The 11308-nt window shown below is 67.7% G+C and carries 12 protein-coding genes; 8 read left to right on the plus strand and 4 right to left on the minus strand.

The window, feature by feature from the left end; all coding sequences use genetic code 11:
* The first annotated feature begins 199 nt into the window (after positions 1 to 199).
* On the plus strand, positions 200 to 868 hold the full coding sequence (locus V7Q39_RS14990; protein WP_333817412.1) for a thiamine diphosphokinase: 669 nt from the start codon (positions 200 to 202) through the stop codon (positions 866 to 868).
* Here V7Q39_RS14990 and V7Q39_RS14995 read toward each other — a convergent pair.
* The 4 genes from V7Q39_RS14995 to V7Q39_RS15010 form a co-directional block, all read right to left on the minus strand.
* Positions 843 to 1781: a DMT family transporter gene (locus V7Q39_RS14995; protein ID WP_333817413.1), complete on the minus strand. Its 939-nt coding sequence runs from the start codon at positions 1779 to 1781 to the stop codon at positions 843 to 845. The genes V7Q39_RS14990 and V7Q39_RS14995 overlap by 26 nt on opposite strands.
* 212 nt (positions 1782 to 1993) lie before the next feature.
* Positions 1994 to 3373, minus strand: coding sequence for an L-serine ammonia-lyase (locus V7Q39_RS15000; RefSeq protein ID WP_333817414.1), 1380 nt, complete (start codon positions 3371 to 3373; stop codon positions 1994 to 1996).
* Positions 3373 to 4038: a glutathione S-transferase family protein gene (locus V7Q39_RS15005; protein ID WP_333817416.1), complete on the minus strand. Its 666-nt coding sequence runs from the start codon at positions 4036 to 4038 to the stop codon at positions 3373 to 3375. The genes V7Q39_RS15000 and V7Q39_RS15005 overlap by 1 nt, the downstream gene beginning before the upstream one ends.
* Positions 4035 to 4715, minus strand: a complete 681-nt coding sequence (locus tag V7Q39_RS15010) for a glutathione S-transferase family protein (protein WP_333817418.1) — start codon at positions 4713 to 4715, stop codon at positions 4035 to 4037. The genes V7Q39_RS15005 and V7Q39_RS15010 overlap by 4 nt, the downstream gene beginning before the upstream one ends.
* 179 nt (positions 4716 to 4894) lie before the next feature.
* On the opposite strand from V7Q39_RS15010, the gene V7Q39_RS15015 reads away from it, so the two are divergent.
* The 7 genes from V7Q39_RS15015 to V7Q39_RS15045 form a co-directional block, all read left to right on the plus strand.
* Complete coding sequence (locus tag V7Q39_RS15015; RefSeq protein ID WP_333817419.1) at positions 4895 to 5434, plus strand: hypothetical protein; 540 nt, start codon at positions 4895 to 4897, stop codon at positions 5432 to 5434.
* Positions 5435 to 5523: 89 nt separating this feature from the next.
* A complete protein-coding gene (gene rpiA / locus V7Q39_RS15020; RefSeq protein WP_333817420.1) occupies positions 5524 to 6309 on the plus strand; it encodes a ribose-5-phosphate isomerase RpiA in 786 nt (261 codons plus the stop codon).
* Positions 6310 to 6405: 96 nt separating this feature from the next.
* Positions 6406 to 7764: a glutathione-disulfide reductase gene (gor, locus tag V7Q39_RS15025; protein WP_333817421.1), complete on the plus strand. Its 1359-nt coding sequence runs from the start codon at positions 6406 to 6408 to the stop codon at positions 7762 to 7764.
* Positions 7765 to 7838: 74 nt separating this feature from the next.
* Positions 7839 to 9023 carry an FtsH protease activity modulator HflK gene (gene hflK / locus V7Q39_RS15030; RefSeq protein ID WP_333817422.1) on the plus strand — a complete coding sequence of 395 codons (1185 nt, stop codon included), beginning with the start codon at positions 7839 to 7841 and terminating at the stop codon, positions 9021 to 9023.
* Positions 9023 to 9934, plus strand: a complete 912-nt coding sequence (gene hflC, locus V7Q39_RS15035; protein ID WP_443082529.1) for a protease modulator HflC — start codon at positions 9023 to 9025, stop codon at positions 9932 to 9934. The genes hflK and hflC overlap by 1 nt, the downstream gene beginning before the upstream one ends.
* Positions 9931 to 10119, plus strand: coding sequence for a DUF2065 domain-containing protein (locus V7Q39_RS15040; RefSeq protein ID WP_333817423.1), 189 nt, complete (start codon positions 9931 to 9933; stop codon positions 10117 to 10119). The genes hflC and V7Q39_RS15040 overlap by 4 nt, the downstream gene beginning before the upstream one ends.
* A 144-nt stretch (positions 10120 to 10263) precedes the next feature.
* The coding region (locus V7Q39_RS15045; protein ID WP_443082530.1) for a trypsin-like peptidase domain-containing protein at positions 10264 to 11308 on the plus strand (1045 nt) is incomplete at its 3' end.

Consider the following 11308-nt stretch of genomic DNA (forward strand, 5'->3'; position numbering starts at 1 on the left):
CCTTCCAGCGTGCAGCTGAAGGTCCCGTAGGACACGGTCAGGATCTTGCTTTCACTGGTCATGATCGGACAGCCTTTCGCCTTGCTGGTCGCACCATACTACCCTGGCAAGGTCCTAATGCATGGACAGACAGGGGTAATTTGATGGATTGATTGTGGCCGGACCCCAGAAATCCTGCCTTAATTGGATACAGTCTTACATGAATGCCCCGATTGTCCAGTCAACCCAAGGTGTAACCCTGGCCGGTGGCGGGCCGTTTTCCGCGCGGGACCTGAAGCTCGCGCTCGCCCGCGCGCCGGTCGCGGTGGCGGCGGACAGCGGGGCGGACCGGCTTTTGCGCTTCGGGGTCGCGCCGCAGGCGGTGATCGGCGACATGGATTCGATCTCGGACCGGGCGCGGGCGGAGATTCCCCAGGAACGTCAGCACTTTGTGGCCGAACAGGCGACGACCGACTTCGACAAGGCGCTGCGGCTGATCGCGGCGCCGCTGGTGCTGGCTTTGGGCTTCGCGGGCGCGCGGCTCGATCACGGGCTGGCGGCGATGTCGACGCTGATCGCCCGGGCCGAACGGCGCTGCATCCTGATCGGTCCACGGGATCTGGCCTTCGCCGCCCCGCTCCGGCTGGAGCTGGCGCTCCGCGAAGGCGATCCGGTGTCGCTTTTCCCGATGGCGCCGGTGACCGGCCGAAGCGAGGGCCTGGAATGGCCTATCGCGGGAATCAGCTTCGCCCCCGACGGGATGATCGGCACCTCGAACCGGGCGCTGGCGCGGCGGGTCGTGCTGGAGCTCGACGGCCGGGGAATGCTGGTGATCCTGCCGCGCCGGAGGCTGGACGCGGCGATCAAGGCTCTTCTGGCAGCACCATGATCTGCGGCTCCTCCGCCTTGGCCTTCGCCGCCAGCCGCTCGCGGTGGATGATGTAAAGGCCCGAGGCGACGATGATCGCGATCCCGGCGAAGGTCATCGCATTGGGGAAGTCGTCGAAGATCAGGTAGCCCAGTATGACGGCGGTCACGATCTCGAAATAGTGGAGCGGCGCCAGCGTGGCCGAGGGGGCGAATTTCAGCGCGTAGGTCATGCACATATGGCTGACGGCGGCCCAGAAGCCGACCATGAAGAGCCAGAGCCAGTTCCAGCCGGTGGGCCAGACCGGATCGAGCGAGGGGATGCCGCTGCCCTCGGCAAGGATCATCACCGGCAGGCAAAGCAGAAGCCCGGTCCAGGAGGTGTGGAACTGCATGGCGACGGGGTGCATCCAGGTGGAAATGCCCCGCGTGACCAGCATGTAGAGCGCGAAGAGAACGGCGGTGGCGAGCGGCCAGAGCGCGACGAGGCCGAAGGCGGCGAGCGAGGGCTGGATCACGAAAAGCACGCCGACGAAGCCCACGACACAGGCGGCGATCCGGCGCGGGCCGACCTGGTCGCCAAAGAGGAAATGGCCGAGAATCAAGAGGATGAAGGGCTCGACGAAGACGATGGCCAGGGCATCGGCCAAGGGCATGACCTGGATGCCCGAGACGAAGGCGTAGGTCGAGACGAGGAGAAGGAGCGCGCGCAGCGTGGTATAGGCCAGCGCCTTGCCCGAGAGCCGCATCGAAAGCCGCATCAGAGCCACGACCGGCAGCATCAGCGCGGTCTGTACCACGAAGCGGGCGGTGGTGACCTGGCCCACCGGGATGCCGTTCTGCGCGGCAAGCTTGGCGCCCACGTCGAGAAGCGGCGCGATCACGCAGAAGGCGAGCATCAGGATGACGCCCTGGAGGGTCGTGTCGCGGGTCATGAAGGTTGCCTAGCCGCTGGTTGCCCGGGCTGCCTGCCTGAAAGCGACATCGCGGTGGGTTTCAGATCGAGCGCTTCGCGCAAGTCTCTTGTCTCGTCGTCGGGCTTCGCCTCCTCCTCGGCGTTGGGGTCTCCCCAAACCCCGGAGTATTTGGGAAAGAAGCAAATTCAGTTGCTCCTTGCCAAATACTCTCGCCGGAGGCGTCCCCGGCGTCAGCAGTTCGGAACGTTGACCGCCAGCCCGCCGAGCGAGGTTTCCTTGTATTTCTCGTGCATGTCCTTGCCCGTCTGGCGCATGGTCTCGATGCAGACGTCGAGCGAGACGAGATGCTGCCCGTCGCCGCGCATCGAGAGGGAGGCGGCGGAGACGGCCTTGATCGCGCCCAATCCGTTGCGCTCAATGCAGGGCACCTGCACCAGCCCCTTCACCGGGTCGCAGGTCATGCCGAGATGATGTTCCAGCGCGATCTCGGCGGCGTTTTCCACCTGTTCGGGCGAGCCGCCCAGAACGGCGCAGAGGCCCGCGGCCCCCATCGCGGCGGCGCTGCCCACTTCGGCCTGGCAGCCGCATTCCGCGCCGCTGATCGAGGCGTTGTGCTTGCAAAGGCCGCCGATGGCCGAGGCGGTGAGGAGGAAATCGCCGACCTTCGCGGTGGAAGCCCCCGGCACATGGTCCAGCCAGTAGCGGATCACGGCGGGAACGACGCCCGCCGCGCCGTTGGTGGGCGCGGTGACGACCTGGCCGCCGGCGGCGTTTTCTTCGTTCACCGCCATGGCGTAGAGGCTCATCCAGTCGTTGATCGTGTGCGGGGGCGTCAGGTTCAGCCCGCGTTCCGCCAGAAGCGCGTCGTGGATGCCCTTGGCGCGGCGGCGCACCTTCAACCCGCCGGGCAGGATCCCCTCGCCCAGCATGCCCCGCGAGATGCAGTCGTTCATCACCTGCCAGATGCGGTTGATACCCGCGTCCAGTTCGGCAGCAGAGCGGTATTTCAGCTCGTTCGCCCGCTTCATCGCGGCGATGGAGAGGCCGGATTTCCGCGCCATCTCCAGCATTTCAGCCGCCGTCTCGAACGGATAGGGCACATCCGCCCGCGCCTTGGCCTTGGCCCCGCCGCTTTCGGCCAGTTCCGCAGCGGTCAGCACGAAGCCGCCGCCGATGGAGTAATAGGTTTCCTCCAGGATCACGTCGCCCTGCGCGTCGGTGGCTTTCAGGACCATCCCGTTCGCATGGCCGGGCAGCGCCGGGCCGTAATCGAAGGTCAGGTCCTTGGCCGGGTCGAAGTCGAGGGTGCCGAGATCCGGCGCCTCGATGGTCTTCGTCTCGCGGATGCGGGCCAGCGTGGCCTCGGCCTTGTCGGCGTCGTAGGTGTCGGGCGCGAAGCCCGCCAGCCCGAGGATCGTCGCCCGGTCGGTGGCATGGCCAACCCCGGTGAAGGCGAGAGAGCCGTGCAAGGAGGCGCGGAGCCCGTGGAAATGGAAGGGCGAGGCGCGCAGCGTGTCGAGAAAGCGCGCGGCGGCGACCATCGGGCCCATGGTGTGGCTGGAGGACGGGCCGATGCCCACCTTGAACATGTCGAAGACGGAGAGGAACATCAGGAACCCGGATTGGTGAAAGGGGTGGGGCCGAGGCCGTCGGAGGCTGCGACCCGCAGGGCAGCGGGGCGCGCCTCATGCGCGGCGAGCACCGCCTGCAGATATGGGAAGTCGGCCAGCCGGATGCCATAGGGCGCGGGCGGCAGCATGATCAGCCAGCGCACCAGCACGCCGATGTAGTAGCCCAGCACGCCGGGATGGTCCGGCGACAGCCAGCGCGGGGACTGTGCGGCGAGCATCGCCTCGATCAGGCCCAGGCGCGCGACGATCTGCTCCTGCGCGGCGGCCTGGGCGGCGGCGGAGTTGGCCTCGCCTGCCGGGCGATGCGGGTAGAACATGGCAAGCGCCGCCTGGTGCAGGGCGTTCGAGGTGAAGAAGAGCCAGGACAGGAACGCCCCCCGGCCGGGGTCCTGCGGGCCCGGTCCCAGCCGCCCGGTCCGGTCGACCAGCCACAGAAGGATCGCCCCGGTCTCGAACATCGGGCCATCATCGGTTTCCAGCGCCGGGATCAGCCCGACCGGGTTGACCCGGCGATACTCCGGGCTGGCCAGCGCGCCGCCGTCGATGTCGACGATGGCCAGCGTATGCGGCAGTTCCAGCTCTTCCAGCGCGAAGCGGACGATGGTCGAGGCGAAGTCGGGGGCATGGTGCAGGGTCAGGGTCACAAGACGCTTCCTTCCGGCGGGTTCGGCTGTTCGGGGCGGGTGAAGGGATGCGCGCCGAGGCCTTCGGCCCGGGCGACGACCGGGGTTTCCACCCGCGCCTCCTGCGCGCGTGCCAGCTCTTCCAGCACGGGGAAGTCGGACAGGTCCAGCCAGCGTGGCGCGGTCTCCGGGTACAGCGCGGACCAGCGGGTCAGCACGATGGTATAGACGCCCAGCGGCCTGCCCGCGGCGAAGAGCTTCGGGTGCTGCAACGCCGCCGCCTCCAGAAGCGCGAAGTGGCGCAGCATCCGGGTCGACATGATCTCCAGATGCGCGGCATGGCCGTCGGCCGGGGCATATTGGTGCGGGTAGAAGATCTGGCGCAGGTCCGCGTGCGCCGTGTTCGACAGGAAGAACAGCCATTTGAGGAAGACGGGCCGGTCCGGGTCGGCAGGCGCGGGGCCGAGATGGTGGGTGTCGGACAGCCACAGGAGGATCGCCCCGGTCTCCGAGATCGGGCCTGCGGGGGTTTCCAGCGTGGGGATCAGCCCGGTCGGGTTCAGCGCCCGGTAGGCGGGACTGTGATGCTGACGCGCGGCGCGGTCGACCAGCGCGGTGCGATAGGGGATGCCCGCGCCATCCAGCACCAGCCGGATGATCAGGGATGCATTGTCCGGGGCATAGTGCAGCGTGTACATCGGCGGTCCTGAACCTTGCCTGCCAAGATGGCGAACTCTAGCCCCGGTGCAGGTCGAAAAGCGACCGAATGTCGCGGGACTGCGCAGCATTGTGAGGCGTCGCTCGTGCAGATGCGCTGGCGTTAACCGATCGTCAACCTTCTTCGGGTCAGTCTCTGGTCCGCAGGATGGAGGTGCCCATGGCTTGGCGGCGGATCGGGATGGTGGTGGCGGCGCTTCTGGCGGCGGGGGTGGCCCGGGCGGAGGAGGATGCGCTGACCGAGGCGATGTCGCGCAATCCCGATCAGTTCGAGGCGCGGACCATCGACCTGATCGCGGGTTTCGGCGGGGCGGAAGGCCTGACGTCCGGCCAGATCGAGGCGCATATCGCGCTGGAACGGGCTGGCGCGCGGGCCTCGGCGCTGCGGCGGTTCGCGGCGATGGACCTCGACGCCGATGGTGCGGTCACGCAGGAGGAGCTTGCGGTCAGCCAGCGTGCCGCCAGCGCGCAGGGCAGGGGCCGACTGGCACGGCAGTTCACCGCCGCCGATGCCGATGGCAGCGGCACGGTCGATGCGGCCGAGATCACGACCGCGGGCGCGGCGGCGGCGCTGGCGGCCCTGGGTGCGGACGAGGCAGACCTTCTTCGTGCCCTGATGCAGCTTGACGCTGATGGCAACGGGGTGCTGACGGTGGCGGAAGTGACCGCGGCGGTGGCGCGGCTAAAGGGGGCGGGCTGAACCCGGAAACAGTCTGATGCCGGATTGCGAAGCCTCTCGCCCTGCGCCCGGCTTTGCGCTATCCGGGATGGGAAACAGGGGGGATTGCCATGGCTGCCGACCTTTCGCCGATCGACCAGGCCAAGTTCGTGGCCGCCCGCCGGTCGGTGGACTTTGTGGAAAGCGGCATGAAGCTGGGCCTCGGCACTGGCTCGACCGCGGCCTGGATGGTGCGCTGCCTGGCGGAACGGGTGCGGGACGAAGGCCTGTCGGTGACCTGCGCGGCGACCTCGGCACGCACGGCGGAGTTGGCGCGCAGCCTCGGCCTGAAGGTGGTGGGTCTGGACGAAACGAAATGGCTGGACCTGACCATCGACGGCGCCGATGAATTCGACGCGAACCTGAACCTGATCAAGGGCGGCGGCGCGGCGCTTCTGCAGGAAAAGATCGTGGCCACCGCCAGCGACCGGATGATCGTGATCGCCGATGCCGCGAAGGAAGTGGCGCAGCTCGGCGCCTTTCCCCTGCCGGTCGAGGTGATCCCCTTCGGCTGGCAGACGACGAAGGCGCTGATCGAGGAGACGCTCTATTCGCTGGATGTGATGACCCGCGATGTGGCGCTGCGGATGGCGAAGGACGTGCCCCTGCGCACGGATGAGGGGCATTACATCCTCGACCTCGGCCTGACGCGGATCGGCAATCCCCGGCAGCTGGCGCTGGTCCTGAACCAGATCCCCGGCGTGGTCGAGAACGGGCTTTTCATCGACATCTGCGACGTGGTGGTGATCGGCCACGGCGACGGACGAGTAACAGTGCGCGACATCAACTCGGGCCGGATCGAGAACGGATCGGTCGATGTGACCGAAAGCCGCAACATCTTCGCCGACCTCGACTGAGGCGCGACCCTTCCGCCAAAAAGCCCGTCAGGGTCTTTCGCCCGGGCGCCGGACAGCATAGCTGTGGTCGCGATTGTGCGGCAGGCGGGACCCATCATGACCTTCGACTACGATCTCTTCGTCATCGGCGGCGGCTCGGGCGGGGTCCGGGCGGCGCGCGTGGCCTCGGGCGATTACGGCGCGAAGGTGGGCCTGGCCGAGGAAAGCCGGATGGGCGGCACCTGCGTGATCCGGGGCTGCGTGCCGAAGAAGCTGATGGTCTTCGCCTCGGCCTTCCCGGACGCCATCGAGGAAGCCCGCGCCTATGGCTGGCAGGTGACGGACGGGGCCTTCGACTGGACGGCCTTCCGGACAAAGCTGGAAGCCGAGCTGGACCGCCTGGAAGCCGCTTACCGCAACACGCTGAAGACGGCGGGCGTGACCGTGCACGACACCCGCGCCACCATCGTCGATCCGCACCGGGTGCGGCTGGCGACGGGCGAGGAACTCACCACCAAGCATATCCTGGTCGCCACCGGCGGCTGGCCCTTCGTGCCGGATATTCCCGGCCGTGAGCTGGCGATCACCTCAAACGAGATCTTCCACCTGCCCGCCCTGCCGAAACGGGCGCTGGTGGTGGGCGGCGGTTATATCGCCAGCGAATTCGCCTGTATCCTGAACGGCTTGGGGGTGACGGTCAGCCAGTACTACCGGGGCGCCCAGATCCTGCGCGGCTTCGACGACGAGGCGCGCGGCCAGGTCGCGAACGCGATGCAGACGCAGGGCATCGCCATCCACTGCGGCACCGACATCCTGCGGCTGGAGAAGACGCCGACCGGCATCCGTGCCGTGGCGACCGACGGCACGGAGCACGAGTTCGACCTGGTCCTCTACGCCACCGGGCGGCGGCCAAACTCTGCCGGACTGGGGCTGGAGGCGCTGGGGCTGGAGCTTGGACGCAACGGCGAAATCCCGGTCGACGCCTACAGCCAGACGGCGATCCCGTCGATCTTCGCCGTGGGTGACGTGACCGGCCGGATCAACCTGACCCCGGTCGCCATTCGCGAGGGCCATGCCTTCGCCGACACGGTTTTCGGCGCGAAGCCCACCGCCTTCGACCACCAGCTCGTCGCTTCTGCCGTCTTCACCCGGCCCGAGCTCGGCTCGGTCGGCCTGTCCGAGGAAGCCGCACGGATGCAGGAGCCGATCGAGGTCTATTCCACCAGTTTCCGCCCGATGAGGACGCTCTTCGCGGGCAAGCCGGACCGGGTGCTGATGAAACTCGTCGTCAGCCAGGCCAGCCGCAAGGTGCTTGGCTGTCATATCGTCGCACCGGAAGCGGGCGAGATGATCCAGCTGGCCGCCATTGCGATCCGCATGGGCGCCACGAAGGAGGATTTCGACGCCACCTGCGCGGTGCATCCGACCATGGCGGAAGAGCTGGTGACGATGCGAAAACCGGTCAGAACGGCTTGACGACGGTCGCAATGGGTTGATTTCCGGCTGGATATGACCAGCTTAGGGAAAAGTGCAAGAAAGGGTTCGGATAGATGGCAGGCAGTGGCGGCCCCTGGGGCGGTGGCGGCTCGGGCGGCGATGACCGGGGGGGCAGGGGCAACAACGGCGACGACGACGACCGTCGTGGCGGTCGGCGCGGCGAGGGCGGCCCGAACATCCCCGAGATCGACCAGCTGATGAAACGCGGCCAGGAACAGCTGCGCGTGCTGATGGGCGGGCGCGGGCGCACCGGCCAGGGCGGCCCCGGAGGCGATCCGGGCAGCCCTGTCTTCACCAAGCAGACCATCGCGCTGGGCGTGCTGGCGCTGGTGGCGGTCTGGGCCTTCATGTCCTTCTACACCGTGCGGCCCGAGGAACGCTCGGTCGAACTCTTCCTGGGTGAAAGCGCGGGCGTCGGCGATCCCGGCCTCAACTTCGCCCCCTGGCCGGTCGTAACCTATGAAAAGGTCCAAGTCACGGGCGAACGCACCACCGACATCGGCACCCAGTCCGCCGGCAACGACAGCGGGCTGATGCTGACGCGCGACCAGAATATCGTCGACATCGGCTTCCAGGTGGTCTGGAACATCTCGGACCCCGAGAAATACCTCTTCAACCTGGCCGAGCCCGAAGTGACGATCAAGGCGGTCAGCGAAAGCGCCATGCGCGACATCATCGCGCGCTCCGAGCTTTCGCCGATCCTGAACCGCGACCGGGGCGTCATTGCCGCCGACCTGCGGAAGGCGGTGCAGTCCACGCTCGACAGCTACAATGCCGGGATCACCGTGATCCGCGTCAACCTGCAGGTGGCCCAGCCCCCGCGCGAGGTGATCGACGCCTTCCGCGCCGTGCAGGCCGCGCAGCAGGAACGCGACCGGCTGGAGAAGGAGGCCGACGCCTATGCCAACCAGGTCACGGCAGGCGCCCGCGGTGAGGCAGCGCGTCTGGTCGAGGCCGCCGAGGGCTATCGGGCCGAGGCGGTGAACAGCGCGCAAGGCGAGGCCGCGCGCTTCCTCTCTGTCTACGAGGAATATGTGAAGGCGCCGGAAGTGACCCGGCGGCGGCTTTATCTGGAAACCATGGAGCGGGTGCTGGGCGGGATGAACAAGGTGATCCTCGACGGCGTAAGCGGCGGCGAGGGCGGTGGCCAGGGCGTGGTGCCCTTCCTGCCGCTGAACGAACTGGGCCGGACGACGCCTGCGCAAGGCGCGGGCGCTGCGACGGGGGGAACCAACTGATGCGCGCGATCTACATCCTTCCGGCCCTCGTGGTGCTGCTGGTGCTGGTGCTGTCCTCGGTCTTCATCGTGGACGAACGCAAGAAGGCGCTGGTCCTGCAATTCGGCCAGGTCATGCAGGTGAAGGAGGAGCCGGGCCTCGGCTTCAAGATTCCCCTGATGCAGGACGTAGTCCTTTATGAAGACCGCATCCTGGGCCTGCAGACCCAGCCGATCGAGGTGACGCTTCTCAGCGACCGCCGTCTTGTGGTCGACGCCTTCGCCCGCTGGCGCATCGTCGATCTGGTGGAATTCCGCCAGTCGGTCGGCACCGGGGGCGAGGACCGGGCGCAGCAGCTTCTGGGCAACATCCTCAGCCAGGCGATCCCCGAGGTCCTTGGCAATGCCACGCAGGACCAGGTCCTCAGCCAGGACCGCGGGGCGCTGATGAACCAGATCCTGACCATCGCCAAGCGCGAAGGCTCGGCTCTGGGGATCGACGTGATCGACGTGCGGCTGACCCGCACCGACCTGCCCGAGCAGAACCTGGAAGCCAGCTTCGCCCGGATGCGCGCCGAGCGGGAACGCGAAGCCGCCGACGAGAAGGCCCGCGGCGGCGAGGCGGCGCAGCGGGTACGCGCGTCGGCCGACCGGACGGTGATCGAGCTGACCTCGGACGCGCGGCGCCAGGCCGAGGTGATCCGCGGCGAGGCCGATGCCGAACGCAACGGCATCCTGGCGGAAGCCTATGGCAAGGACCCGGAGTTCTTTGCCTTCATCCGGTCGCTCTCGGCCTATGAGGCCAGCCTGAAGGGGGCGAACTCCTCGATCGTGATGCAGCCCGACAGCGAGTTCTTCGACTATCTGCGCTCGGACCGCGGCCCTGCTGCGGCGGCGGTTCCGGCTCCCGCTCCCGCTCCGGCGGCGCCGTGAGCCATGTGATCCTGGCGCTGGGTCTGGTGCTGGCGGTGGAGGGGCTGGTGCTGGCACTGGCCCCCCGCCGGATCGAGGATGCCCTGCGGCTGATCGCGACGCTGGGGATCGACCGCCGCCGGATGACCGGGCTCATCGCCCTGGCCCTTGGCGTGGCGCTGATCTGGCTTGCCGGGCCCGGATGACAAATTCCTTCACACGCCTTTGAAGCGCCGCGACGGGGTTTGCATTGCGATGACCTTCCACTAACTGTTTCTTCAGCGCCGAAGCGGCAGGGTCCCCGGGCGGGACACCACCGCCGCCAGCCCCGATGAACAGGAGTTCGCATCGTGCCCGATCTCACCCCCTCCATCCGCACCGCGCTGCGGTCCAGCACGCTTCTGGCGCTGGTCCTGGGCTTCGGCCTCAGCGTCGCCCCGATCCAGGACGCCCAAGCCTTCGGCGCCCCGGAAAGCTTTGCCGAACTGGCGCAGAAGATCAGCCCGGCGGTGGTCAACATCACCACCAGCGCGATGATCGCCGCCCCCACCGACGGAATGCCGATGGTGCCGGAAGGCAGCCCGTTCCAAGATTTCTTCGATGATTTCGGCGGCCCCGGCCGGGGTGGCCCGCAACGGTCCGAGGCGCTTGGCTCGGGCTTCGTGGTCAGCGAGGACGGCTATATCGTCACCAACAACCACGTCATCGAAGGCGCCGACGAGATCGAGATCGAGTTCTTCTCGGGCCAGCGGCTGAAAGCCAAGCTGGTCGGCACCGATCCCAAGACCGACATCGCGGTCCTGAAGGTGGAAAGCGACAAGCCCCTGCCGTTCGTGACCTTCGGCAACTCCGATCTGATGCGGGTGGGTGACTGGGTCATGGCGATGGGCAACCCGCTGGGGCAGGGCTTCTCGGTCTCGGCAGGGATCGTCTCGGCCCGCGGGCGCCAGCTGCAGGGCAGCTATGACGATTTCATCCAGACCGACGCGGCGATCAACCGTGGCAACTCGGGCGGGCCGCTCTTCAACATGGACGGCCAGGTCGTCGGGGTGAACACCGCGATCCTGTCGCCCAATGGCGGCTCTATCGGCATCGGCTTTTCGATGTCCTCGAATGTCGTCACCAAGGTCGTCGACCAGCTGAAGCAGTTCGGCGAGACCCGGCGCGGCTGGCTCGGCGTCCGCATCCAGGACATGACCCCGGAAATCGCGGAATCCATGGGTCTTGCCGACGCCAAGGGCGCGCTGGTGACGGATGTGCCCGACGGCCCGGCCCGCGACGCGGGCATCAAGTCCGGCGACGTGATCACCCACTTCGGCACCAATGACGTCACCAGCGCGGGCGACCTGACCCGCCGCGTGGCCGACGCCCCCATCGGCGAGGCGGTGCCGGTGA

It is taken from the genome of Tabrizicola sp., assembly GCF_036781545.1.
In the GTDB taxonomy this organism is placed as follows: domain Bacteria; phylum Pseudomonadota; class Alphaproteobacteria; order Rhodobacterales; family Rhodobacteraceae; genus Tabrizicola.

Bases quoted from the DNA above. Each gene is read 5' to 3' on its own strand.
- hflC (WP_443082529.1), top strand. From the start codon at position 9,023: ATGCGCGCGATCTACATCCTTCCGGCCCTCGTGGTGCTGCTGGTGCTG.
- V7Q39_RS14995 (WP_333817413.1), bottom strand. From the start codon at position 1,781: ATGACCCGCGACACGACCCTCCAGGGCGTCATCCTGATGCTCGCCTTC.
- V7Q39_RS14990 (WP_333817412.1), top strand. From the start codon at position 200: ATGAATGCCCCGATTGTCCAGTCAACCCAAGGTGTAACCCTGGCCGGT.
- hflK (WP_333817422.1), top strand. From the start codon at position 7,839: ATGGCAGGCAGTGGCGGCCCCTGGGGCGGTGGCGGCTCGGGCGGCGAT.
- V7Q39_RS15015 (WP_333817419.1), top strand. From the start codon at position 4,895: ATGGCTTGGCGGCGGATCGGGATGGTGGTGGCGGCGCTTCTGGCGGCG.
- V7Q39_RS15010 (WP_333817418.1), bottom strand. From the start codon at position 4,715: ATGTACACGCTGCACTATGCCCCGGACAATGCATCCCTGATCATCCGG.
- rpiA (WP_333817420.1), top strand. From the start codon at position 5,524: ATGGCTGCCGACCTTTCGCCGATCGACCAGGCCAAGTTCGTGGCCGCC.
- gor (WP_333817421.1), top strand. From the start codon at position 6,406: ATGACCTTCGACTACGATCTCTTCGTCATCGGCGGCGGCTCGGGCGGG.
- V7Q39_RS15000 (WP_333817414.1), bottom strand. From the start codon at position 3,373: ATGTTCCTCTCCGTCTTCGACATGTTCAAGGTGGGCATCGGCCCGTCC.